Genomic DNA, 26261 nt, shown 5'->3' with positions numbered 1-26261 from the left:
GTGGCGTCAAACGCATGAATAAAGTGTAAATGGCGCGCCTTCCGCCGTGTCAAGCAAATGACTATACTCTGTTTATGACAGCTCCGCTTCGGGAGCCGCCGGAAAAAGGAGTTCAGATGAAGCCGATTATTGCAGAACGAGATGAGGCCGTTGCTGGAAGTGTGGAACGGGCCCCTTCGGTCCGGTGGGCGCTCGCCACCCTTTCGCTCTCCATGTTGCTCTCCTCGCTCGGCACCAGCATCGCCAATGTCGGTTTGCCGACGTTGGCAGAGGCGTTCAACGCCTCCTTCCAGGAAGTCCAGTGGGTCGTTCTCGCTTATCTCCTCGCCATTACCACCCTGATCGTCAGCGTCGGACGGCTCGGCGACCTCACCGGCCGCCGACGGCTGCTACTGGCCGGAATCTTCCTGTTCACGGTCGCCTCGGTCCTGTGCGGCGTCGCGCCCACGCTCCGGATGCTGATTGCCGCACGGGCGGCGCAGGGCCTGGGAGCGGCCATCATGATGGCCCTCACCATGGCCTTTGTCGGCGAGACGGTTCCGAAGGCAAAGACCGGTAGCGCCATGGGGCTGCTCGGAACGATGTCCGCGATTGGCACTGCGCTCGGTCCATCGCTCGGCGGCGTTCTGATCGCAGGACTCAGTTGGCGGGCCATCTTCCTCGTCAACCTACCGCTGGGACTCCTGACTTTCATTCTCGCCCATCGCACCCTGCCGATTGATCGCCGGGAGCCGAAGGCGGATCGGGCCGGCTTCGACCCTGTGGGCACGCTGCTGCTTGCGCTGACGCTCGCGGCGTATGCACTCGCCATGACGATGGGGCGCGGCCGTTTCGGTTCGCTCAACATCACATTGCTGTTGGCTGCGGTCTTCGGAGTCGGCCTCTTCGTGCTCGCCGAGGCGAGCGCCGCATCGCCTTTGATCCGATTGGAGATGTTCCGCGATCCGGTGCTGAGTGCGAGCCTCGCCATGAGCGCGCTCGTCTCGACGGTGATGATGGTGACGCTGGTGGTCGGGCCGTTTTATCTCTCGCGTGCGCTTGGGCTTGATGCGGCGATGGTTGGAATCGTCTTATCGGTCGGTCCGCTGGTCGTCGCGCTGACGGGTGTGCCGGCCGGTCGCATTGCGGACCGCTTTGGCGCGCAACGCATGACCCTCGTCGGGCTCATCGGAATCGCGGCCGGCTCCTTCATTCTTTCGATGATGCCGGCGACGCTCGGCATCATCGGCTACCTCGCGCCCATCATAATCATCACCGTCGGCTATGCGCTGTTTCAGACGGCCAACAACACTGCCGTCATGGCAGAGATCCCCGCGGACCAGCGGGGCGTCATTTCCGGCATGCTCAACCTATCGCGCAATCTCGGGCTCATCACCGGTGCATCCGCGATGGGCGCGGTATTCGCGCTCGCATCGTCAACGATCGACATCACCACGGCGCGTCCTGAGGCCGTTGCCAGCGGCATGCGGATCACGTTCGCAGTCGCGGCCATTCTGATCGTCGTCGCGCTTGCCATCGCGGTTGGAAGCCGTGCGCTCGCAAAACGCCCTTCGCACGCTGGATACATGTCATAATCCTACTCGACGTGATGCGTCAGCGTTGGGACCGCCAGCCTGTCGGGAACTGACAATACAGCTTAACGTGCCCTCGCATCAATCACACAATGCATTTTGACCATATCACGCACTTTTTTATCAATCATGTATTGCGTTTTTGTATCTAACAAACAATGAGCAATGAAATTCACAAATCAATCACGTATTGCGGATACCCTAAATTTAAAGAATCGCATATTCGGCCATTCCGTTGTATAGGGTCGGTTACAGAAATGCTATTCAACTGACCAGAGTCAACGACCGCAGATCCTAGAGAACCCTTCTCATCTCGTGACCTGGGGCATAGCAGAGACTTCGAAACTGCCAGCTTCTAAAATTCTTACAGGCATTAGAATTCAATAATTCAAAACTTCAAGGGATTATCGCTCATCTCAAAAAGGGGTCGAGGATTAGAACTGATAATAATAGAGATTCTCAACTGTTTAGAAGCTGATCTCGAAAGTACCTGCCTTCCGAAAATCCAGTCTCGAATTCCATGTTGAATACAGAAGCATTATTTTTGTTAATAAAAAAGAGGAATTTGACCGTTTTGAATGAGGAAGAAAAGAGGTGGCTGGGGGACGAGGATTCGAACCTCGGTAAGCAGAGTCAGAGTCTGCTGTCCTGCCGCTAGACGATCCCCCAATAGAGAAGGTTGGAAGGTAGAAAGAATTTAACGGAAAGCGCTTTTTCTGTCAAGCGACTATTTTGCGGTGAATTGAGCCACCTGTCGGTCTAATCGCTTTAGTGATTTTTCTTTTCCGAGAATTATCAGCACATCAAAAATGCCCGGGCTCACCGTTTTCCCGGTGACCGCGGCGCGAACCGGCTGAGCGATCTGGGCCAGCTTCAATGCCAGTGTTTCACTGATCGATCGAAAGGCTTCTTCCAGAGGCGCGTGCTCAAACGGCGTTCCCGCCAGCCGATCGCGAACCGCCTTCAGGATTGGAAGGGCTTCCGGGGTCAGAACCTTCTGGGCTTTTTCATCGACCGTGATCTCATCCGTAAAGAAATAAACGGCCGACTCCGCCATTTCCTTCAACGTCCGGGTCCGCTCGCGCAGTGCGACGACGATCTGCTCCAGTCGAGCCATATCGATCTGGCCGGCAGGGACGCCGAGCCGCTCCAGGTGCGGGAGGAGAAGCTGCGCGAGCCGCTTCGGATCGCCGGTCTTAATATAGTGTGCATTCAGCCAGATCAGCTTCTCGGGATTAAAGACCGCGGCCGAAGCGCCGACCTGCTCGATCGAGAACTTTTCAATCAGCTCCGGCAGAGAGAAGATCTCCTGGTCTTTGTGGGACCAGCCGAGACGGACGAGGTAGTTGACCATCGCCTCCGGAAGATATCCTTCTTCGCGATACTGCTGAATGGCGGTCGCCCCATGGCGCTTGGAGAGGCGTGCCTTGTCGGGGCCGAGGATCATGGAAACATGCCCGAAGCGCGGGAGGGGATAACCGAGCGCCTGATAAAGCTGAATCTGCCGCGGGGTGTTGTTCAGATGGTCGTCCCCCCGGATCACGTGGGAGATCTGCATGTCGACGTCGTCGACCACCACACAGAAGTTGTAGGTCGGCGTCTCGTCCGATCGGAGAATGATCAGATCGTCCACGGTGCTGGCGTCGAAGACGACCTTCCCCTTGACCATATCGTCGATGACGATTTCCCCCTCGGAGGAGGCCTTAAACCGGATGGCGGCTTCCTTCCCCGGGATCGGTGCGGTCAGCAGGCGGCAGCGGCCGTCGTAACGGGGGACTTTTCCTTGGGCCATCGCCTCTTTTCGTCGCGCGTCGAGCTCTTCGGCGGTGCAGTAGCAGCGGTAGGCCAGACCGCGGTCGAGCAGCTCCCGGACCTTCTGTCGATAGAGATCAAACCGGTCGGTCTGCCGGATCGGATCTTTGTCCGAGCCTTCCCATTTGTCCCAATCGAGACCGAACCAGCGCATCCCGTCGATGATCGCCTCGATCGCCTCATCGGTCGATCGGGAGCGGTCGGTATCTTCGATCCGGAGGAAGAACTTTCCGCCATGATGGCGGGCAAAGAGCCAGTTGAAAAGAGCGGTCCGGGCCCCGCCGATGTGAAGGTAGCCGGTGGGGCTGGGGGCGAAGCGGACGCGAACGTCGGACGACATATCGAGCAATCTCCTTCTACCTAAAAACGTTGCGAAATTATGGCATCTTTGAGAACGAAAGTAAAGTTGTAGGGCGGACCGTTGTGTCCGCCCTGTCTCTCTGAAATTCTCTGCCGGTGTTTAAAACGGGTTCACGCTTAAAAAATCGGCGGGCGGGGTGAACCGGGCGGGGTCGGAGGGTTCGGTCCGGAGCGAATTGTAGTCGGCGACGACCGTTTCAAAATCGCTGGCGGGGTAGATCGTTCGAAGGGGAAACTCGGCCGCGTCGGCGGTGACCCACCGAAGGGAGTGCCACTTTTTCCCCTTCTCTTCAAGAATAATCAAATAAAGGCGCGCCGCCCTTTCCTTGATGGTCCCCTCCTTTAATAAAATCCGCTTCTCTTCCAGGGGAGCCGGGGGGGGCAACCATCCCTCCCGGACCGCTTTCAGTATCCGCGCCGGACCGAGCCTCGCCCGAAAATAGATCCGGTCGGCGGGGAAAAGACGGAGCTCTTCCATTTCTTGGAGGTCGTAGAGGTCGATCTCCTCCGATCCCGCCGGCTCGTATCGGATCTTTGATCCGGTTTGGTGGAAGATTCCCTTGGCGGTGATCGGGGCATGGTAGGGGGAGTGAAGGGTCAATGTCAGATCGGCGACCCACACCGGCGGGGGGCCGGGGGCCTCAGCGGTCAGCAAGAAAAAAAAGAGGAATAAAAAAAACAACGATCGGCTATTTCTGATCATCGGACCGGTGCAGCAGGATCACATTTCCGTTCGGCCGAGCGGCGCCTCCCGGTCGATAGCCGGCGAGATCGAGGGTGACCCATTTGAACCCGCAGGCTTGAATCTGCGCGACCAACCCTTCCCTCCGCTCGGCATCGAGAAGGGCCGGGAATTCTTCGACCGCGATTTCGATCCGGGCTGTCTCGCCATGGTAGCGGACACGGAACTGCCGAAATCCGGTCCGGCGAAGAACCTCTTCCGATTCCTCCACCTGTTTGAGACGTTCGTAGGTGATCGGCGTTCCGTGCGGAAATCGCGAGGAGAGGCAGGCGGAGGCCGGCTTGTCCCAGGTCGGGAGCCCCAACTCCCGCGAGAGCGACCGGACCCCCTCCTTGTCCAACCCCGCCTCGACCAAGGGACTGCGGACCCCCCGTTCCCGCGCGGCCTTGAGGCCGGGACGGATATCGGTCAGATCGTCGAGATGGGTTCCATCCACGATGGTCCGGAGGCGTTCTCTTTCAGCGACGTCGGTCAGGAGGGTGTAGAGGTCGTCCTTACAGAGGTAGCAGCGGTTTGTATTATTCTCGGCATAGCCGGGAATTTCGAGCTCGTCGGATTGAACGAAGATCTGGCGAATGCCGATGGCGGCCGCGACCTGCTTGGCCTCTTCCAGTTGAGACGAGGGAAAGGTTGGGGAGATCGAGGTGACGGCGACGGCGGTCTCCGGGAGGGCGTCATGAGCAACCTTCGCAACGAGGGCGGAGTCGACCCCGCCGGAGTAGGCGACGGCAACCGATTCCATCTCGTGGAGAATTTGAAAGAGACGATCGTATGCAGGTTGCGAGTCCCTCACCGGGCCGCTCCCTCTTTGCTCTCGGGGATGTTGATCAGCGGCGGGTCGCTTGTTCGGATTCCCCCCTCCGGTTCAGGGGCGTTTTTCATCGCCCCCGCCCCCGATTCCACCGGCGGAGGAGCGGGAGGCTCCTTCACGTTCGCTTCGCTCTGCTTCGCGACGACGACCAGCGCGTAGTGTTCCGGGTCGAGATACCTCTTGGCGACCCGCAGGATGTCGTCTTGAGTGACCTTCTTGATATAGCTCGGGTACTTTTCGAAGTAGTCGAGCCCGAGTTGATAGTACTCGATGGCGGAGAGGAGCGAGGCGAGGCGCGCTGTGGTCTCCATCCGCAGCGGGAAACTTCCGACCAGGTAGGCCTTTGCTTCGGCGAGCTCCGTTTCGGTGACCGGCGCGCTCCGGATTTTCTGAATCTCGGCCAGAACCCCCTCAATCGCCTCGTTGGCGCTCTTCGATTTGGTCTGAAGGTTTACGGCGAATTCGCCGGGAAACCGGTTGGCGTCGAAGAGGGAGTAAATCGAGTAGACGAGACCTTTGTTGTCCCGGATATCGGTCATCATCCGCGAAGAGAATCCGCCGCCGCCGAGAATGTAATTCATCACCGTAACGGCGTAATAGTCGGGATTTCCCCGCTCGATGCCGACGTGGCCGAGGATGACGCTTGCCTGGGACAGCTCCTTGTCGATCAGCTCCATTTTTCTCGCCTGAACGGGGGAGGGAGGGCCGATTCTCGGAAAAATGATCTGCTTTCGTTCCCACTTCCCGAAATACTTTTTGGCGAGCGCCACCGCTTCCCTCTCTGTGACGTCGCCGACGATCGAGAGGATCAGATTGTTCGGGGCATAATAAGTATGATGGAAGGCGGCGATCTCTTCGCGTGTGATGTTCGGAACCGTCTCCTCCCGGCCGATCACCGGATGTTGATAGGGGTGCTCGCCGAAGATGATGCTTCGGAAGGCCCGGTCGGCGATCGTCTGGGGTTGGTCTTTTTCCGAGAGGATGCTGCCGAGGATATTTTTTCGAACCCGCTCCACCTCTTTCGGATCGAAAGCGGGGTTGATGAGGATGTCGGACAAGAGATCGAACCCGGTATCCACCTCCTTCTTGATGACCCGGAGACTGGCGGTCATATAATCTTCGCTGGCGCTGGCTGCGAGGTTGGCCCCGATGAAATCGACCGCATCGGCGATTTGGGTTGCGCTCCGCTTCTTGGTCCCTTCATCGAGGAGCGAGGCGGTCAGGTTGGCGAGGCCGGCCTTGTCGTTCGGATCATAGAGGGAGCCGGCCCGAATCAGCGCCTCGACGCTGACGATCGGGAGGGAAGGGCGCTCCAGGATCAAAAGGGTGATCCCATTTTCCAAAACCAGCCGCTTTGGTTTGATCTCCGCGGCGGAAGCGGGGACGACCGATGTGAAAATGGAAACGAGAAAAAGAAGGAGGATCAAACGAACAAGAGGCCCCGGGAAGAGGGCCGGCTTTCCGGAATAACTCATCGAGACTCCTTTGCAGGCTCATCGGGAGCGGTGCTTTCCGCCGCTTCGGCCTCTTCTCCCGCGGAAGGGGGAAGAAGGGTGCCGACGCTCCGCTGATCCTCGACCAGGTACTTCCGGGCGACGCGCAGGACATCCTGTGCGGTGACCTTCCGGATGTTGTCGACGAACCGGGTGACATATTCATGCCCCGCGCCGACCGTCTCCGCCGTGCCGATCCGCATGGCGCGATAGAAGTTGGAATCGGATCCCAGAATAAATTCAGCTTCGATCTGGTTCTTCGCTTTTTGCAGCTCCTGATTGGAGACCGGCTCCGTTTGAAGCCGGCTGATCTCATCGGTCAAGGCCTCTTCGATTTCTTCAGGGGAAACCTGCGGACGCGCCGTCGCGTAGACGTAGAAGAGCTCCGGATCGGCGGTCAGGCCGTCGTAATGGCCGCCGGCATCGAGCGCGATCTGCTGCTGATAAACGAGGCCGCGGTAGAGCCGGGAGCTTTTTCCGGACGAAAGAATATTTGCGAGGAGCGTCAGCGCATAGGTATCGGGACTCTTGTAGTTGGGAGTATGAAACGTGGTGAAGACAAACGGCAGCTGCGCCTCCCGTTTTACAACGGTCCGCCGCTCGCCGAGCTGAGGGGGTTCGGGCGGAATGTATTTCGGCGGCGCCGGCCCTTTGGGGATCTTCTCGAAGGCCGTCTTGATTTTGGGGAGGAGGATCTTGGTATTGAAGTCTCCCACCACGACGATTGTCGCGTTGTTCGGCTGGTAATAACGTTTATAGTAGTCGAAGGCGTCGTCGCGGGTGAGATGGTCGAGATCGCTCATCCAGCCGATGACCGGCGCATGGTAGGGGTGGACCAAAAAGGCAATGGCGTATAATTTTTCGATCAGGAAGGAGTAGGGGTCGTCGTCCGTTCGGGTCCGGCGTTCCTCTTTCACGACCTCCGCCTCCAGTTGGAACTCTTTCGGATCGATGATGAGGTTTTGCATCCGGTCCGATTCCAGCTCCAGCGACAACTCGATTCGATCCGAAGCGAAGTTTTCGAAGTAGGCGGTGTAGTCGTTCCCGGTGAAGGCGTTCTCTGTCCCACCGTTTTTGGCGACGATCCGTGAGAACTCTCCCTTTCCATACTTCGGGGTTCCCTTGAACATCATATGCTCGAGGAGATGGGAGAGGCCGGTTTTGCCGGTGATCTCATTCCGCGAGCCGACCTTGTACCAGACCTGGAAGGTGACGACCGGCGCTTTGTGCTCCTCCAGCAAGATCACCTTGAGGCCGTTGGGAAGAATCACCTCTTCGATCTTGGCGGCCTGGCCGAAGACGGGGACGAGAAGGAAAAATAAAAGAAGGAAAAAGAGGGAAGGGTTCCGGCGGGGCGATCTTTCTCTTCGATGCATCCTGGCTCCTAAGCGATTTTCTAAACTCGGTCATCTTAACAGATGCTTAAAAAGTGTGTCAAGGCAGCGTTGGGGTTCAACATGTTGAACCCCAACTTTTGCGTGGCTCGGAACCGGCGGTTGTCTGATGAAGGATTTTCGTTTATTATAGACACTTGTGATGACCAGTCGAAAAATTATCTGAGGAGGAATCTGATGGACAAACGGAATCTGTTCCGGCAAATTGGAATCGGGATGTTGATGGTCTCTCTGACCGCGACGACAGTGATGGCGCAGGGATCCCCCGGCCAAAGTCCCCACCGCGGCGGGGGGGGAGGGCGGACGGAACGACCGCAGGGCCATCCTCCGTCTTCCGGGATGCGCGGCGGAAGTTTCTTTTCGGCGGAGGGGTTAAAGGAGGGGCTCAATCTGAACGACGAGCAGGCGAAAAAACTCCACGATCTTTTTATCGATTATCGCAAGGGAGGGATCCAAAAGCGGGCCAATCTACAGGTGGCCGAGATTGAGCTGGAGGAGTTGATCGCCGATCCGAAGCTTGACCTTTCGAAGATCGAGAAAAAGGCGAAGGAAAAAGAAGCGCTGGAAACCGATATGATGATGTTTCGGGTCCGCTCGATGGCCAAGGCGAAAGAGTTTCTCTCCGATGTTCAGTATGACAAATTCAGATCGATGATCGAGCGCCGGATGTCGATGGGCGGCGGTGGAATGCATTCAATGATGGGCGGGATGTCTCACGGAAAAATGGGTAAAGGAAAAGGGATGAAGGGCTCGCCCCACGGTTCGATGGGGGGTGGTAAAGGCTCGCCGCACGGCTCTATGGGGATGGGATCCCCGCACGGATCGATGGGAATGTCCGATGATTCGTACGAAGACGACGATGAATAAATAGATTCGTATTCACTTGACCGGAGATCCGCGATCTCCGGTCAAGCAGAGAGACTTCCTTTATCCCGCCTTCCGGGCGTATTGTTCGGGAGACTTCTGGAACTTCTGAAAACATCCCTCCGAGCAAAAGCAGTAATGCTTTCCTTCAAAATCGGTACAGATGTTCTCGTTCGTTACCTGCATCCCGCAGACCGGATCGGTCATCGACTTTTCCATATCACTCTCTCCTCGCTTTAAACTGATAATCGCTCACTATTCCAGTGTAGCGTTTCAGGAAACCGCGGTTCAAGAGGGTGGTGTTTAACAGGGCAGCGCTGAGGTTGGGGTCTGCGTCCGGCGAACGGGTTGGACCAAAGGAAGGGATGCGGCGCCGACTTCACTGTTGAGCTGGCCGCAGGCGGCGAGGATATCTCTTCCTTTGCTCTTCCGGACGGTGGCCGTGAGGCCGGCGTGGTGCAGGATGTCCTGGAAGCGCAAGACATCCTGATCGGCCGGGCGGCGATACGGTGAACCGAGAAATTCATTAAAAGGGATCAGGTTGATCTTGCATCGGATCCCATGGCTCAGACGGACTAATCGTGCGGCATCTTCGGGCGTGTCGTTCACCCCGGCCAGAAGGACATATTCGAAAGTGATCCTCCGGCGAGACGGAAGGGGGAAGGCTTTGCAGACTTTCAAGAGTTCTTCGATCGGGTAGAGCCGGTTGACCTTCGGCATGATTTGGTCCCGAACTTCATTTGTGGTGGCATTTAAGGAAATTGAGAGGTTCACCGGCACCTCTTCCCAGAGCTTTAAAATCTGTGGGACCATCCCCGCCGTCGAGACGGTGACCCGGCGCGGCGAGAAACCGAGCCCGATCGGCGAGATCATCCGTTTGAGCGCCTCGACCACCTGGGTGAGATTCGCCAGCGGTTCGCCCATTCCCATCATCACGATATTGGTGATTCGGCTCTCTTCCGGCAGGGTCCGTTGAACGGTGAGGATCTGGCCGACGATTTCATCGGCCTTCAGGTTGCGCTTCAGTTTCTCCTGGGCGGTGAGGCAGAAGCCGCAGTCGAGGGTGCAGCCGGCCTGCGAAGAGATGCAGAGGGTGAGGCGGTTGTCGTCCGGAATCAGGACCGATTCGATCCGGTTTCCATCCTCCAACCCTAAGAGAAACTTCTCAGTTCCATCGATTGACTTCCGGCGGGTGACAATCTCGAGATGGCGCAGAGACGCCTTTTCGGCCAAAAGGGCGCGGTCGGCCTTGGAGAGGTCGGTCATCTCTTCAAAATCGGCGGCCCGCCGCTGATAAAGCCAAGAGAGGAGCTGCTTGGCGCGGTATTTTTTCCAGCCGAGGTCAAGGAGCCACGCTTCCAGCTCCTCAAAAGAGAAGGCGAGGATGTTCTTTTTGCTCTCTGTCATGTTGCTTACCCTATCATAGAGATCCCCTCTTCTGCAATGTGGTGAGTATAACGCGAGGGGAGGACCGGGTCCCGTTCCGAGTTCTCTCGTTCATGTTCAGGCATCGAACAGGGATGTCATAGAGGGTAAAAAAAGCTTGACATTAAAAAGAAGGTAATTCACTCTAGAAGGCATTAACTTTATTTAAAGAGATTCTCCGATCGTGGAACGCCGTCTTTTCATCTTTAGACCCGGACAAACGCTTTTCATCCTATCCCTTCTTGTTGCCCTCTTGTTTGGGTGCGGCGGCGGAGGGGGTGGGGGTGGCTCCGATGGAACCAATCCTCCTCCGAACAATCCTCCGCCCGGCGGAGGAAATCCGGGAACACCCAACACAGACCCGCCGTCGGTCATTTCTGCGGCACCCCAAGGGAATTCCGTTTCGGTCAGCGCCTTCATTGAGATCACCTTCGACAAATCAATGGACGTCGCTACTTTTCAGGGGGGTCTGGAAGGTTTGGGGAACATCGGATATGCGGCGGTCTGCGTCGATGCGGACTGCAAGATAATTCGCTTGAGTCGTACAACCAATTTGGAATATGATTTTTCTTATACACTGACACTCTTGCCGCAGGTGAGAGACCAGGAGGGGAATCTCCTCTCTTCTCCTTACGTGTGGTCGTTTGAAACGGAAGTATTTGTCCCCCCCCTTTCATTTAGCAGCATTACTGTGGATGGTGACGGGATCAATACCGGCGAGTGCACCGCAATTGCCCTGGACATCACGGGGAGGACCCATATTGTCTACTATTCTGAAGAAGACGGGCTTCCCAAACATGCCTTCTGCTCGACAGATTGTAGCAATCCTGCAAATTGGAAAAAAGAATTGATCGATCTAGAGATTAATCAACTCGAAGACCAGAAGCTTGGCCGCGATATTAACCTGGCAATCGACGGGGAGACCCTCCATGTCAGCTACCGGGATGTGGATACGAGTGATGCGTCTATATTGGGGGGGACGGACAACGATAACCGGGGAATATTAAAGTATGCCAAGGGGGTAAAAAATGCGGATGGAAGCGCTTGGGTCTGGTCTCGGGTAATTGTTGACGATACCCTCTATGGTGTGACAGACACCTACATCAAAGTTAGAAATAACACGGTCCACATCAGCTACCGGAAGATCGGCGACACTTCAAGTCAAGATATCATTGCTTATGCCACCTGTTCAGGATCTTGTGATTCTCTTGGGGCAGTGTGGAATAAAATCAACGGCGAGCAAGGAAACGATGCCGGGGCGCCCAACCATATATTTGTTACCGATACAGCGATCCATATCAGCTATTACTTAGATGGAACAATGAAATATGCAACCTGTCTTATGTCTAATGATTGCTCCGATCAGGGTCTTGTCCCAATAAATTGGAAGTCAATTGTAGTTGATAATGGGGGGGCGGATCAGGCTGACGTTGGAACCGAGAATTCTCTGGCTGTGGATGACGGTGATGTCATACACGTTACATACCGGGACAACAGCAACGGTCTTCTAATGTATGCCCGTTGCGAAAGTAGCTGCGCAGATACCGGTGATGCATGGGAGAAGATTGCCATCGATGCGGCGGGAGGGAGCAGCCAGATCAAAGTGGTGGGCAATGTCCTCCATGTCAGCTACCGGAACGATGACAATAAGAATCTAAAGTATGCGGTCTGTCCATCGAATTGTCTCGTCCCGGAGAGTTGGTCGACCTATACGATTGACGCCCCCGGTGAGGTTGGATTGGACACCTACCTTGCAGTTGACAACGGAACGGTTCACATCAGTTACCGGGCCGCTGGGGATGCTGAGGACCTTAAGTATGCGCGAGGCATTCCCTAAGGTGTCTATGAAATATCGGTTTTATCGGTAGGTAATAGGCGCGTTTTATACTTAATGAAATTTAAATTTTTATTTGAAATTTTTGTTGACAGGTTAGTTTTTTTTATGTAGAGTGAAGTCTCCGTAAATAGCAGTATAAGATATACAGTCTCGGTTTTATTCAGAAAGGCAGTTGCTTCACCATTTTGGAGCGGGAGTATTCGTTATGAAGATACTTGGATGCTCGAAGTCTTTACTGCCATCCTCGAAAAGCATTCGTTACATTCTTCCCACCTTAAGTTTTACGGCTCTTCTCATTGTTTGTTCCACGCCGGTTTGGGCTCAATTTGGCGGCGGCGGTGGCGGCGGCGGCGACAACGGGTCGCAGCCCCCTCAACCCGGTCCCCTTCCACAGGCGACCGTGACGCCGCTTCCTTCCGATGCCCCGGCCCCCTGGGGAACCGATCCGGCGACCATTCCCGGAGCGACCATCTCCGATACGATTACAGGAAATGGGTTCTTGCAGGAGACGGTTTCGCTTCAGAATGGGAACAGCTTCTTTTTTCAAAACATCACGACGACCGATTTCTCCGTTGCTTCGTATGTCAAGAGAACGGAAGGGGCGAACAACGACCCCACGGGAAATATCATCTTCAATCAAGTTCTGAAAGATCCCGCCTGGGGACTGACCGACCATAGCTTCATCAACGGCTTCAAACAGCCGATTCAGCTCCATTTCGATATCGTCGAGTCGAAGGTCGCCGCATTGTCGGGCGGCTTCAACCAGATGGACATGTTTTTCAGACAGCAGCCTTTCCTCGATACCGCCACGGGAAGGGTTCGGGTCCGTCAAGACGTCGGGGTCTGGATTACCGGTTTTAACGGAGTCCATGGGGATGACGTTACACAAGACGAGGACTTTACCCTCGGCTCCGGAGATCTTTCTCATGTCATTGCCAGGTCGATCGGGAGCGGTGGGGGCGACGATGATGGCGGGTTTGGCGGTCGCGGTGACGACGGCGATGGCGGGCCGATCGATTTCTGGAACGATCTCACGGTTGTTAAAGTCGTCGATCCGGTCACCAACCAAATCGTCAGTTTCAGCCGGTGCAACGATTTCGGCGATCCGACCGGGCGGTTGGAGGGCGAATTTAGAGAAGATGCAGGGCGCCGCGGGGGATGTAATGCAACCCGTTCAAGCGGCTCGGGCCGGCCTCCGATTCCGAACCACGATTCCGACAGCTTTCAGTTGACCCCGATCTGGTGGGATCGCTGGGGCGGCCCCGGCTCCGGACAGCTGCGCAGCGGTCTGAATACCGACTTCCCGGATGGTTCGGGAAGCAACGGCGGTGATGGTGACGGTCGGAGATAGTTTAGTACGTCGGTAAGGTAGTAAAGGGAAGAAAACAGGAAACAGAAAGAAGGGTAAGAAGGCTATTCGCCGGATTGCCGGTTTCATAAATATCCGGTTATCGATCAATCTTCAAGAATATTAATAAAGATACAGGGGGGAACATTGATGAGAAATGGTAAAAGAAACAAATGGTCGATTATGATGTCGGCGTTCGGGATCGTCTCGATCGCGAGCGGCGTCGCCTTGGCGCAAGTGGGAGCCCCTCCCAGTTTTAACACGGACAACCCGTCGCCCTTTCCGTATGTTCATACCGGAGTCGGCGGGTCGGGGACCCAACTGACCGGGGGGCAGTTGATTACCTTCCAGGGAACCATGGGAAGCGGCAACTTTTTCCAGCAGGAATTCGTGAATATCGATCCGGACGGACCCGGAGGGGCCGGGCCCGAAGCGGCGATCCACACGATGTTGGAAGGGGCCAGCACCGGAAAGGCTTTTGTTCAGGAGTCGTTCGTTCTATTGAGTGGTCAGAGACCGCCGACGATCCAGAACAACACCCCGTCCCCCATTGTTCCTCCGCCGGGCCATACCCAGATCTCTTTCAGACAGTCGGTCAAGGACAACGGGTTTTCTACCACTGCCAGCCTCGATCCCGGACAAGATATTCACATCCACCAGCAGAATGCATCGCCCGATCCGGTCAACGGCCAGTCGGGCGGACTTTCGTTCAGCAACGTCTCGATTCTTCCGAACAGAACCGGTCCAAACGGAGAACAGCATGCCACCGATCCATCCTGCGGTACGGGTGCGGGGGCGCCGGTCTTCTGTACCACGATCGATCAGCAGGTCAGGGTTACGGAAGGGGCCACTGTGATCTTCACTCAGGACATGGATTTCACAACGGGAGGACTGCCGACAATCGTTCAGGGTCCATAAAGAACGCTTGAAAGTGGATGGAGTTTAATTTAATTAGGGAGGCACGACATAAATGCGATCAATTTACAAAAAAACGACTCTGGCCGTAGCGGGAGTCCTTCTCTCTGCAGGATTTGCAATGGCCCAGACAACGACCGTGAACTTCGCCAGCCCGACCTGTAACACGGCGGCCACCTGCGGATTGGCGGGCGGCACAAACCGGTTGACGGAGATCAGCGGCGACAATTTCTTCTTCCAAGAGGCGATTGTCATCAACGGACGGCAGCTGAATCACATGATCGTTCGGAGCAAGCCCGACCCAGCCACCGGTTCGGTCTTCATTCAGGAGACCTTCACCCCGGGAGGAGCGATTCAGGGGGCCACGAATACCAGCTCGATCGATCAGCTTACCTTCAAGCAGACGATGAATGCAACCGGCGGAACGGTGAGCGTGCTGGCCCGGATGGACAATCTGAACATCATTAACAAGGGGACCGGCACCGGCCAAGAGAACATGGTCGGCACCGAGATGAACATTACTCAGAGCATCACCGATACGGCGCAGGGGCTTAACGTGAACACGGTGACGATCACGCCGAACATCAGCACACCGGCGTTGGGTGATTTCAATACCTCGATCAACCAGGCCGTCAGCGATCCGACGACTCCTGGTTTCACATCGACGATGACGTTCCAAACCGGTTCGCCGGCCAGCGTCGATCAGAACTTTTAGTTAAGGAATTAAAGAAGTCGACGGAAACGGGGAGGGAGGCGGCCCGCCGCCTCCCTCCTCACTTTACCTCGCGTATCGTTCCTCCGTACTCCTCTTTTCCATCCTGCTCTTTTCTTCCGCACCGAAAACCGGATATGCATGAATGGATCACGCGAATGATGAGTGTCTCACCCGAGAGGGGATGAGGCGCTGTCGCCGTCTGTTGCCGCGTTCAGAGAGAACAACGCCGCAGAAGCGGCGGAATTTCTTGGTCGGCGGAGATCGTTAACGATCCATCACCGCGGCGTTTTCCCGTCGGCGGAGGGTGCAAAAAAGAGTTGCCATACAACAATTTTATGATATTCTCAGTTTGTTGGTTAGGTGTTTCACCGCAGAAGGATCCGGAGATGGTTCTTCGATTAAGAACGTTGCTACTCGAACACGCGGCCGATCAGATGGCTCACTTTGCTTACGATCTGAAGGTGCGCGCTTTAGGTTTAGTTCGTACCGACATATTTCCCGCAGCGAGCTGCGGGAAGCTTCAATCACGAAGCCCCCTTATGGGTCTGGCAATAGGCTTACTCCGGCAACGCGAACATCATCTTTCGTGTCGGCCGATGTAGATAGGATATATGGAGCATATTCTTCAAAGAGTGGGGAGAGGATAAGTTCAATTGCACCTTAGGCTCCTCATTCTTTCTCTTTTAATTTTCTTTTTTTTTAGTCTCCCTGTGTTAGCCGAAGAAACGGGACTCGTCGGGAACCTGCATCTCGGCGGGTATCTGAAAAATGAGACCGCTTTTCGATTCCAAGAGCCGGTTGCCTTCACGAAAATTCGAAACATCCTCTTTTTAGAAGCCGCCGCCGATCCCCGGACGAACCTGCATCTCTATGGCTCTTTCTGGGCTTGGTACGACGCCGCTTATCTCTATGCTGATTATGATACGATCAATCCCCCGAATGATCCGAATCTCCCCCTTCCATTCCTCTCTCAACGCGATCGAGAAGATTACCGCTATTTTTCCGAGCTTCGAGAGCTTTACTTCGATCTTTTGCTTCCAAACCTCGATCTCCGGGTTGGGAAGCAAATCGTCGTTTGGGAGCAGCTTCTGGGATTCCGCATCATCGATGAAATCAATCCGCTCGACTTTCGGGAGTTCGTTCTTCCCGATCTGATCGATTTCCGAATCCCGCTTTGGACCGTGAAGGCCGATTACTACTTCGGCCAATATCAGTTGGAAGCCCTTTGGATTCCCTTCTTCGAGCCCCACCGTCCCGCTCCGCCCGGGTCGGAGTGGGAACTCTTCCAGCGGCTTCCGGGACAGGAGGAGCCTCCAAAGACGATCGACAACTCCGAATATGGCGCGCGGCTCTCGCGGACCTTCGGCGGAATCGATCTGGCGGTCAGCTACCTCAATGTCTGGGACCCTTTTCCGACGCCGTTTCGGGAGTATACCGGCTTTCGATTCTTCGCCCCTCCGTCGAAGTGTCTTCCGACGGAGGTCCGGTTCGATCAGCCGGTGACCGATCCCGATTGCGGGCCGGTGTTTCATCCGCGGTTTAACCGGATGCATATCTTCGGCACCTCGGCGGTGCTCAACATGGGCAGTTATATCCTCAAGGGAGAAGCTGCTTATATCACGGGAAAATATTTTGGAACGCGCCTGGCCGATCGGGACGGGGACGGTCTGCTCGATCACGGCGGCGCCCTGGAGCGAAACCATATCCGGTGGGGGGTGGAGGTCGACACCATCCTGAAGGGGGCGGATCTCTCGTTCGCGGTATCGCAGTGGATCGTTTTCGGCTGGGATAAAGTTCTCTTTCAAGACAATTACGACACCTTCCTCAGTTTTTTCGGGCAGAAGTCGTTTCGGAGCGCCTCGGTGAAAGCACAATTCTTTATCCTTTATCTGATCAACAACGGCGAGCTGCTGGTGAAGCCGAAGGTCTCCTACCAAATTTCGGAGCAGTTCCAGGTCGCGGTCGGGGCCGATATTTTTCACGGGAAAAAGGAGACCTTTCTACCCGATATCGCCGCGCCGGCGAGCGACCGGCTCTTTAAATTCGTGAGCACTTTCGTCGGCCATGATCGGGTGTTCGTCGAGTTGAAATACAGTTTCTGATGGGAGGAGCGGTGCCGGTTCTTGTTCTAATTCTATTTTTGCTGGGAGCGGCGCAGCCGGCCTGGGGGGCGTCCGATTGGAACGTCCAGCTTTTTACCGGATATAACGATGCTTTGTTAAAGACGCTCAACAATGAAAAGCTCACCCAGATCGGACCGTTCCCTCCAAGGGTGGGGGGAAGCCCTCCGATCGAGGGGGGACCGCTGTTTGGAATCGAGGTGGAGTGGCGTGTGCGGCGCAGCTTCTCATTGGTGGCGCTGACCTCTTTCTGGGAAGGGGAGTCCAGCGCGCGTGAATCGAGCGAAATGCGTTTTCAGGATTTCGGCATCGTCCCTTTTCGAGCCGACCGGACCACCCGGGTTTCGTTCAATGAGTATGCCCTCCGGGGGCGATACTATCTCGTCGATGAGCCGCAGCGGTATCGGTTTTACCTCGAGCTAGGTTTTTTTAATCAAGTCAAGGTGACCTATCGAGAAGATTTTAGTTACGTGTTCGAGGCGAATGGACAGCAGTTCCTTCGAAATGTCCTCTCCCGCGCCTCCAGCCGAGGGGGCTATCTTGTCACCTGGGGAATCGGGGGCGATTATTACATCACCCGTTGGGCAGCGATCAACATGACGGCGAATTATCGGCTGGGAAACGCGGTTCCACTCTACTACAAGTCGTATCGGCACACCTTTTTGGAGGAAGATGCAATCGAGGAAGCGCTCGGAATAACGCGCCTACCGGACGATGGAGATCCCGTTTCCTATGTGGACCGGAATAGCAGAGCACAGTTCCTCGAGATGGAGTTGAGCGGCTGGCAGGCGGCCGTCGGAATTAGGATATTCTTTTAAACGGTATTATGATAAAGCAGATCTACGTCATCATGATCCTCCTCTCTCTCTGGAGCCCATTTTCCTGGGCGCAAGAGACCCCGGTAGAGGAAGAAAAAACGCCCTCTGTGGAAAAAGAGATGAAGGAAAAGATCCCCGAATCAAGGCTGAAAAGAAGGATGGAGGAGGGGATTCGATTGATGCGGGAGAAGAAGTGGGAAGAGGCGATCCGGCTGTTTGAAGAGATGGCGAAACAGTCTCCTCAACAGGCGGAGATCTTCTTCCGTCTGGGGGTCAGCTACATGGAGCTCGGAAGAATTCCGAAAGCCGAAGAGGCCCTCAAGCGGGCGATTCGCCTCAATCCGGAGGATGTCCGCCCCTATTTTCAGCTGGCCGGACTCTATGAGCAGACACAACGGCTGCAAGACGCGCTCGATCTCTACGATCGGGTCATCCAGGTAGACCCCCTCGGAGAGGGGGCCCAAATCGGGCTTTTTAAAAAGTACCTCGTCCAAGGAATTCTCATCGCGCGTGCAGGCGATTTTGACGGTGCTCTCCGCTTTTTTAAGTCGGCGGCGGAGATCGATCCCGGCAACCCGGATCCCCACTATAACATCGGCCGGGTTTATCAGAGAAAGGGAGAGGAGGCCAAGGCGGAAGAGGCCTTCCAAAAGGTGATCGAGTTGGCCCCGCAATATCAGCCGGCCTATCTGGAGCTCGGAGATCTCTATCAGCGGCAAACGCGATTCCAAGAGGCGCTCCAGGCCTTCATCGCCGCGGCCCAAATCAACCCGAATACCCCCGGCGGGAGGAACGCGCAGGCAAAAATCCCTTTCCTTCAGGGCATCCTGTTGGCCCAGAGCGGAAGGGCGGAAGAGGCTTTGAGGGCGTTTCAACAGGCCCTCCGGATCTCGCCCGATCCGGCGCCGATCTATTTCAATATCGCTCAGGTTTACCTCAGGATCGGAGATTTCGAGAATGCCGAAGCGGCCTTAAACCGCACCCTGGAAGTCGATCCGAGAAATCAGGGGGCGTTTTTGAACCTGGGTATTTTATACGAGCGACAGGGAAAGCTGGAGGAGGCCTTGCGTGCATATGAAAGCGCCCGCGATGTCCAACCGGCGAGCCCGGATGGGGTGAATGCGGCGGTCAGCGCCCATACCGTGCGGGGGAAGAGGGCCATCGAGGCTGAAAAACTGGATGAGGCCCTGGAGGAGTTTAAACAAGCCGTGGCGCTGCAGCCGAAGAATCCGGCGAATTATTTCAATCTCGCTTTGCTCCATGTCCGGCGTAACGAACTCGCCGAGGCCACAGATGCCTTCGATCAGGTCATCACCCTGGACCCTTCCGAAGAGGATGCTTATTTGCCGCTGGCCGAGATTCTTGAAAAAAGCGGCCGTGAGCAGGAGGCGATTGAAACTTACGAGCGTCTTATCGCGCTCGGTCCGGAGCCTTTGGCGACCCGGGCCAAACTCGGTCTCCATCTTCTCAAAGGGGTCGCTTTCGGAAAGCAGCTGCGTTATGACGATGCCCGCGCCGAATTTGAAGCGGTGATCCGGCTGGACCCTCAGGAGATGAGGGGGTACTACAATTTGGCATTGGTTCAGATCAAAACGAACGATCCCTACCCCGCAACGGAAAATCTCAAAAAGGTGTTGGAGATCGATCCCAAGCAAACGGTCATTCGATTTCAGCTGGCCAAGCTTTACGAAGACTTGGGACGCCCCTACGACGCCCTCGACCTCTACCAAGGAGGGCTGGAGCAGGAGGGGGTGAGCCCGTCGCTCGTGGAGGAGTTCGAGGAGCGGATCAACGTTCTTTTCGGGACGATCTCTTTCGTCTATCAGGTGACCTATGACAGCAATATCAACTTGAGCGAAAACGAGGAGAGCGACTTAAAAACGGAGATCTTCTCGCAGTATCAGCGGTTCTTTCTGTTTGGGGAAGGCTGGCGGAGCGGTTTTCGCCTCACCCCTTCGCTGACCATGTTCCATCGGGACCAGGTCTCTGTTTTCACCGGACAAGTCGGCCTCTTTGGCGACTGGAGGCAACTCCAAAGAGGAATTTCATACGGATATAATTTTCGCGTCGGATTGTTTGAGGGTTCTCTCTCCGACCGATCCCACGAGCTTTTCCTGGACGGGTTCCTCCCGGCGGGGGACTCTTCGACGCTCAGCGGTTCCGTTCGGCTTCGATATTTCGACTCGGTTGATAATGATTTCAACACAATCGACAGCGACATTTATGACGGGATTCAGCCCTCCCTCTCGAGCAGCTTCGCGACCGACGGCATCTTGGGGGGCCGGCTCGCGGTCTCGGGCGCGCTTTATGCCAACCTCAATACACAGGAGATCAATGATACAGCCCAGTCCGCGGACGACTATGCCTATATCGGTTTTTCCCCGTCGATCTCTTTTGATCGTCCGTTGATCCAAGGGGTCATTCTGAATCTCTCTTACAGCTACTCCTATCTACACTACTTGCATCCCGATTCGGTTCTCGGGGAGAAACGGGTCAGCCATGCTCATGCGATCAATGGAGGGGTGACGGTGGGCTTGGAGCGGGGACTCCAGCTCTATCTGCGGGGCTCTTTGTTGGCCAATCGGTCAAACCAACCCGGAATCCCCCCTGAACGTCAGACCGCCGTGACGGCCGAGAAGGTGAACTCATTGAGCGAATATACAAAGTGGCTCACGACATTCGGCATCCGGTTGCTCTTTTAACGAGGAAGAAAGTGAAACGAAACGGACATCGCAATCGGAATTCACCGGGCGGGTGGATCGGGCTCCTGATGATTCTCCTTCTCTCCTGCAGCGGGGGGGAGCAGCGGAACGATCGTCCCCTCCTTACCTCCAACTGGGGGGGAACCGCCGGGGGGCCGATCAACGGGCGTCTGGAGGTGCAGGTGTTCGATGATACCACCCGGGATCCGTTTCCGGGGGTCCTCGTCTCGCTGGGGGATTCGGGGAGAATCACGACGACGACCGACGGCCAGGGAATCGCCGTCTTCACGGGGGTGATCGGGCCGCAGGACGTTCATGTCTACTTTTGCGGAGGATGCGACGCCGACGCGGCCAATCCGGTGATCCCCGTCCTTTACCGGATCGCCTCTTATTATCAGGTGAACGCGAGGCAGGTCTCCATCCCGATCATTCCGGGCGACCGGTCGTTCACGGAGGCCGTCTTTCAAGGGAAAGTCTTCGATGTGGAGCGGGACGAATCGGTTTTTGTCTCCGCCCTTGATGAACTGGGGGTGTTTGACGTTCTTGGCCCGCTCGGCTCGACGACCTATCACTGGGTGACGGCCGAGTCGCAGCTGCTGAATGATCCCGATCCTCCCCCGATCGATTTGACGTTCGTTTTTACGAGAGATCTGGATGAATGGGCGGCCGCAGATCCGGACGGCGGACGCCAAGGGTTCAATCAGGTGGCGCTGATTGGAAAAGCGATCAACGTGTCGAAGCAGCCCCAAGCGGGCGTCCGGGTCGGCGCGCGATACTTCGGTGGAAACGATGCCGGCCGGCCTTACTATTTTGACGAAGCGGGCCGGATCGATCCAAGCTTGGAGGCGACCACGGCCGACGGCCGATTTCTCTTCCTGCGGCTTTCGTCGAACAATGATGTTTTTGTTTCGGCGCGGCAGATCGGGGTGGGAGTGGGCGCCCGGTATATTCATCTTCCGGTCGCGGGGACGACCGTCTTCACCCTCCCGGTCCTTCCGATCATCGAGCAGGCGGTCGATCTTTCCGGCCGGGTCGTCGTCTATCGGCCCGATTTTCAGGAGGAAGAGCGCAAGGGGTTCCTTTCGAGCGAAAACGTCGGGGTGGAGGGGGTGCTCATCAATTTTTCAGGGGATCCGGTGAGTGAGATCGTCGTCACCGACAGCGGAGCGGAGATCGGCGGAAATTATCGAAGCGTGCGCCATCTCCTCCCGAACAGCCGCTATATCGCCGTTGTTTTGGCGGGGCGGACTTTCCGGCAGACCTATCAGGAGCTGCAATTCAATAACCGCTCCAAGACAAATTATCCTTTGGCCGTGGTGCCGCTGGGGAATTTGGTCGCAATGGTGCGCGCGGCAAAGGAGGACGACACCAGCGGCCTGGAGGCCGGCACGGCGGAGATTCTCGCTCGGATCGTGGCGCCGACCGGCCAGACCGATCCGAACGGCGATCTGATCCTCGCCCCGATCCCGAATGTCGAGATCGCCGTCGTGGACGCCTTTGGAGATGAAGTTTTGACTCGCGCCTATTTTGATGATGAGGGGGAGGTCGATCCCGACCGTGAACAGACCGGTGCAAAGGGGGCGTTCCTCGCCTTTGGCCTCACGCCGGGGGTCTACACTGTGATTGCGACCGATCCGATTACAAATGAGACGATCGACCGGAAGAGCCTCCTAGTGTATGCCAACGGCGTTCACTTGGTGGAGTTGGTCCAGGCGTCCGGAGAGATTGTCCTGGGGGTGATTCGCGATCCGGAAGGGAATACGATCACCCCCCCCCAGCTCTCTCTGATCGGGGAGAATCCAGACTGTCCCCAATTCGGAGAAGGCTGTTCCCTCCCGGCCGCCGGGGAATATTTCGTTCGAATGGAGCAGCGGACCGGCGGCGGCGATTATTCCGTCCCGGTTTCCGGCTCCAAGCGCGCTTTGGGATTGTCGACCTTCCGCCTCTCTTCGGACGGGACCTTGAACAATGTGGCGTTCGCCGCCGGCTTGGGCCCGCTCGCAGTGGGAGGGCGTCTGACTTTTGATATCGGCTTTACCCCTTCGGTGTCGCTGGTCGAGACGACCGGGTTGATCACCCTTCCACCCGGTTTTTCCCATTCCGATATAGGAGCGGTTTTGATCGGAGCGGCCGCTCCTCGGGGAGAGGCTTTTATCGGCGCCGATATCATCGGGTTCTTTCCGGGGAAGGTCGGCCCCGGTTTCCGGGTTCTCTCCCTCCCTCCGGAAGGAGCGCTCTCTTATTTTGTGACAGCGACTGCTCGAAACAACAGCGGAGCATCCAGTCTCATTCAGGTGCAGGGTCTTCCGGGGATCCCGATCCGCCAAGATCTGACCCTGCCCGATCCGCCCCGTCTTCTATCGCCCGTTCCTCCCGCTCCTGAAGAGGAGGCAGAGGTCTCGGAGAACACCCCGCACCTCGTCTGGGCCGCTCCGGATGCGGGGCCGGTCGATCTCTACCGGGTGACCCTTGAAACAGAGGAGGGAGAGCAGCTCTGGGAGGCCTGGGTTCCGGGCAGCCGGACCGAAATCACCCTTCCGGCTTTCCCGGAGGAGGCACCGGACCAACTCGACCCCTTTGTGGACGGGCGGCCGATTATCTGGAGAGTGCATGCGATCCAGGCGGGGGGGCTTTCGTTCCAAGAGTTCACTTTCCGTCAGCTTGCGCAGCGGCGTGTATCCGACGCGAGCGCCGTTTCGCGCTTTATTCCAAAGAGGCAACAATGATTCGATCTCTTAGAAAAGAAATCGGCCACCTCCTTCTTATGATGATCGTGGGGATCTTCTTCAGCGCCTGTGTCAACAGCGAGCCGGACAGTGACAGTCTCTTTAATCAGAACCGGCCGCCGGTGGCCAATGCCGGTCCCGACCAGACGGTTCCGAGCGGCGCTCAGGTCCAACTGGAGGGAAGCGGCAGCGATCCGGACGGCAATGAAGTCCGGTATGAATGGCGAATGGTTCAGACGCCGGAGGGGAGCAGCGCCCAGCTCGACACCCCCGCTTCTCCGACGACCGGTTTTGTTGCCGATACCGATGGGGTCTACCGGATCGCGCTTCAGGTCGTTGAAGAAGTCGATCAGAATATTCCCGAAGGGGCCCCGATCGAGAATACCGGCGCGACCAGCGAGCCGGACGAGGTGATGGTGATCGCCGGAGACCCGGGGGCGTTCGAAAATGCCGGCAATAAGCTGATCCTCGATGGAAGCCATTTTGCCCTCTCCACCACCGTGTTGGATATCGGGGATCCGTTGCAGGTCGGCGCGAATACCCAGCTGAACGAGATGACGGCGGAGGGATGGTTCTTCGCCGGCGCGCTGCCGGCGGCGGGGACGGAGGCGCTGCTGATGCGGAAGAGCGATTTCTTCGAGATCGTTCTCACCTCCAATGCCGATCTTCTCTTGCGGATCACCCCGCGGGTCGGACAGCCCGTTACGCTGGGACCGGCCCCGTTCAACACCGGTCAGTGGCATCACGTCGCCGCCGTGATTGCCGGGAGGAATCAACACCGCGCCTACCTGGCCGTCGATGGAACGACCGTCGCCGCGGTCGATTTAACGGGGTTGCTCCTCAACAATAATCCGAACCGGCTGACCATCGGCGGGGGGGCGGGAAAAGCCTTTCTGGTGGGGATGGCCGATGAGATTCGGGTCACCCAGGATGTCCGCTATCCCGAGGGGGGCTTTGATCCGCCGGTGGAGCGTCTCATCCAAGACTCTCCTTTCGTGCCGGGGGCGCGATTTGCGGTGCATGGCCTCTGGCATTTCGACGAGTTCGCCGGGGCCGAGCTTTTCACCGACTTTTCGCTCCGGCGAAACGATCTCTTCCTGGTCGGGGAGGTCGGCTTTCAGCCCTTCGGCCGGCTCGATTTCCCGCGGCGGTTCCATACGATCACGCCGCTGGCGGATGGAAGCCTTCTCATCGCGGGCGGGATCGACGACGGCGCCCGCACCGTCTCCGAAACGGAGCAGATCCGGGACGACGACCAGCTCGATAATCTAGCCCCGCTCAACATTGTGAAGGTGAGCGACGAGCAGGTGGAATCGGGAGACGGCAGCAACAGAGTATTCCAACTTCAGTTAAAGAAAGCGATACCAGACCCGCTCTTACCGACAGCGATCTTCGGCCCCATCGTCAGTGATCCGGGGCCGGACCCTTCTCCGACGGTGACTGCAGACGATCGGCGCGTCGTGATTACCGCTGGGAATCTGACCGCGACCGATAACGGGCTTGGCGGATGGACGGGGGACGCCGAATCGGGAACGATCGACTATGAGACCGGGGCGATCTCGCTGACTTTCGCAACCCCTCCTGCCAACCAGACGCCGCTTGTCGCCAACTATTTTTACAACCGGGGGACCGGCGTTTTCTATCACACGGCGACAAGACTGGACGACGGCCAGGTTCTGATTGCAGGCGGCGCCGATAAAGATGAGGATCTGATCGACCGCGCCCTCCTCTTCGATCCGTCGATCGATAACTCCGTCGTTGAAACGACGGAAATGGAGGACCCCCGGCGCTTCCACACGGCGCAGCTCCTTTCAGATGGGAGGGTGCTGCAGGTCGGGGGAGAGACCGACTTATCGGATGGGACAATTGAAACGTTGAGAAGGACGGAGTTTTACAACCCGGCCGCGCTCGCTTTCACTCCAGGCCCGCTGCTGATCCAGAAGCGTAAGCTGCACCGGACAATTCCTTTCAGAGAGTGTAACCAGAACGCACAGGACGATCGCTTCCTCGTCGTGGGGGGGTACGATGAGACCAATCGTCCGATCAAGACCGCTGAAATCTACTCGGGAGGGGCCAACGGCGGGTTCTTTCTGACCGGATCGATGTCGGTCGAGCGGGTCCGGCAGGCTCTGGTCTGTCTCCCCGACGGGAAGATTCTTGTAACAGGGGGGATTGATGCGAGCGGCCGTGTTCTGGACAGCGCCGAGATCTATGATCCCGTCACCGGCCTTTTCACGCTGCTGCAGGCGGGGATGAACTCGGCGCGGGCCGAACATACCGCCACGCCGCTCCCCGACGGAAAAGTTTTGATCGCCGCCGGGTTCGATCAGTCGGGGCAGGGCCTTGCCTCGGCCGAGATCTATGATCCGGACCAAAATCTATTTACCCCCCTCTCCGACTCTCTCGGTCTGGCCCGATTCGGTCATGTCGCCCTGCCGTGGACGGAGAGCGCCTTGTTGAAGGAGGGGGTGCTTCTGATCGGCGGGGGGGATGCGTCGGGATTGCCGACAGCGTTGATCGAGATTTTTTTCCCGTAAAACACCTGGGCGAGGCGGCGCCTCGCCCCGACAGGAATCCAATCCGGAACGTCATCGAATCCGTTTGAAAC

General features: G+C 56.9%; 18 protein-coding genes and 1 tRNA gene. 11 read left to right on the top strand and 8 right to left on the bottom strand.

Annotation, left to right across the window (positions count from 1 at the left end; translation table 11 throughout):
- The first annotated feature begins 116 nt into the window (after positions 1–116).
- Positions 117–1574 (top strand): MFS transporter, encoded by a 1458-nt coding sequence (locus MCM46_04275; protein MCG3111022.1) that lies wholly within the window; start codon positions 117–119, stop codon positions 1572–1574.
- A gap of 592 nt (positions 1575–2166) precedes the next feature.
- On the opposite strand, the gene MCM46_04270 is transcribed toward MCM46_04275, so the two are convergent.
- The 6 genes from MCM46_04270 to MCM46_04245 all read right to left on the bottom strand — a co-directional run bounded on the left by MCM46_04270 (position 2167) and on the right by MCM46_04245 (position 8165).
- Positions 2167–2240 (bottom strand) — tRNA-Gln (locus MCM46_04270).
- Positions 2241–2298: 58 nt separating this feature from the next.
- Positions 2299–3723 carry a glutamate--tRNA ligase gene (gene gltX / locus MCM46_04265; GenBank protein MCG3111021.1) on the bottom strand — a complete coding sequence of 475 codons (1425 nt, stop codon included), beginning with the start codon at positions 3721–3723 and terminating at the stop codon, positions 2299–2301.
- A 120-nt stretch (positions 3724–3843) separates the two neighbouring features.
- Entirely contained in the window at positions 3844–4425 is a 582-nt protein-coding gene (locus MCM46_04260) for a hypothetical protein (GenBank protein ID MCG3111020.1), read from the bottom strand.
- A 7-nt stretch (positions 4426–4432) separates the two neighbouring features.
- Positions 4433–5278 (bottom strand): ATP-dependent sacrificial sulfur transferase LarE, encoded by an 846-nt coding sequence (gene larE, locus MCM46_04255; protein ID MCG3111019.1) that lies wholly within the window; start codon positions 5276–5278, stop codon positions 4433–4435.
- The gene (locus tag MCM46_04250; GenBank protein ID MCG3111018.1) at positions 5275–6771 is read right to left on the bottom strand and encodes an insulinase family protein; all 1497 of its coding nucleotides are present in this window, start codon (positions 6769–6771) and stop codon (positions 5275–5277) included. Before MCM46_04250 ends, larE begins: the two co-directional genes overlap by 4 nt.
- Positions 6768–8165, bottom strand: coding sequence for an insulinase family protein (locus MCM46_04245; GenBank protein ID MCG3111017.1), 1398 nt, complete (start codon positions 8163–8165; stop codon positions 6768–6770). The genes MCM46_04250 and MCM46_04245 overlap by 4 nt, the downstream gene beginning before the upstream one ends.
- Positions 8166–8360: 195 nt before the next feature.
- Between MCM46_04245 and MCM46_04240 the strand changes: the two genes are divergently transcribed.
- The gene (locus tag MCM46_04240) at positions 8361–9050 is read left to right on the top strand and encodes a periplasmic heavy metal sensor (protein ID MCG3111016.1); all 690 of its coding nucleotides are present in this window, start codon (positions 8361–8363) and stop codon (positions 9048–9050) included.
- A 60-nt stretch (positions 9051–9110) separates the two neighbouring features.
- Here MCM46_04240 and MCM46_04235 read toward each other — a convergent pair whose 3' ends face one another.
- Both MCM46_04235 and rlmN read right to left on the bottom strand, forming a co-directional pair.
- Positions 9111–9266, bottom strand: a complete 156-nt coding sequence (locus MCM46_04235; GenBank protein MCG3111015.1) for a YHS domain-containing protein — start codon at positions 9264–9266, stop codon at positions 9111–9113.
- An 84-nt stretch (positions 9267–9350) separates the two neighbouring features.
- A complete protein-coding gene (gene rlmN, locus MCM46_04230) occupies positions 9351–10454 on the bottom strand; it encodes a 23S rRNA (adenine(2503)-C(2))-methyltransferase RlmN (protein ID MCG3111014.1) in 1104 nt (367 codons plus the stop codon).
- 202 nt (positions 10455–10656) lie between these two features.
- Here rlmN and MCM46_04225 point away from each other — a divergent pair, with 202 nt between their 5' ends.
- From MCM46_04225 to MCM46_04185, 9 genes are all read left to right on the top strand, one after another.
- Positions 10657–12309, top strand: a complete 1653-nt coding sequence (locus MCM46_04225) for an Ig-like domain-containing protein (protein MCG3111013.1) — start codon at positions 10657–10659, stop codon at positions 12307–12309.
- 205 nt (positions 12310–12514) lie between these two features.
- Positions 12515–13660 (top strand): hypothetical protein, encoded by a 1146-nt coding sequence (locus MCM46_04220; GenBank protein ID MCG3111012.1) that lies wholly within the window; start codon positions 12515–12517, stop codon positions 13658–13660.
- Between the two features lie 147 nt (positions 13661–13807).
- Positions 13808–14575, top strand: coding sequence for a hypothetical protein (locus MCM46_04215; protein MCG3111011.1), 768 nt, complete (start codon positions 13808–13810; stop codon positions 14573–14575).
- A 118-nt stretch (positions 14576–14693) separates the two neighbouring features.
- On the top strand, positions 14694–15287 hold the full coding sequence (locus tag MCM46_04210) for a hypothetical protein (GenBank protein ID MCG3111010.1): 594 nt from the start codon (positions 14694–14696) through the stop codon (positions 15285–15287).
- 710 nt (positions 15288–15997) lie between these two features.
- Complete coding sequence (locus MCM46_04205; protein MCG3111009.1) at positions 15998–17389, top strand: hypothetical protein; 1392 nt, start codon at positions 15998–16000, stop codon at positions 17387–17389.
- A gap of 11 nt (positions 17390–17400) precedes the next feature.
- Complete coding sequence (locus tag MCM46_04200; GenBank protein MCG3111008.1) at positions 17401–18225, top strand: hypothetical protein; 825 nt, start codon at positions 17401–17403, stop codon at positions 18223–18225.
- 119 nt (positions 18226–18344) lie between these two features.
- Positions 18345–20927 (top strand): tetratricopeptide repeat protein, encoded by a 2583-nt coding sequence (locus MCM46_04195; GenBank protein ID MCG3111007.1) that lies wholly within the window; start codon positions 18345–18347, stop codon positions 20925–20927.
- A gap of 11 nt (positions 20928–20938) precedes the next feature.
- Entirely contained in the window at positions 20939–23653 is a 2715-nt protein-coding gene (locus MCM46_04190) for a carboxypeptidase-like regulatory domain-containing protein (protein ID MCG3111006.1), read from the top strand.
- Positions 23650–26190: a hypothetical protein gene (locus MCM46_04185; GenBank protein MCG3111005.1), complete on the top strand. Its 2541-nt coding sequence runs from the start codon at positions 23650–23652 to the stop codon at positions 26188–26190. Before MCM46_04190 ends, MCM46_04185 begins: the two co-directional genes overlap by 4 nt.
- The last annotated feature ends 71 nt before the right edge of the window (positions 26191–26261 follow it).

Source organism: Candidatus Manganitrophus morganii, from assembly GCA_021651055.1.
Taxonomy (GTDB): Bacteria; Nitrospirota; Nitrospiria; order SBBL01; family Manganitrophaceae; genus Manganitrophus; species Manganitrophus morganii.
The sequence above is the reverse complement of the archived record's forward strand: the minus strand, read 5'-3'. Positions and strand labels throughout refer to the sequence as shown.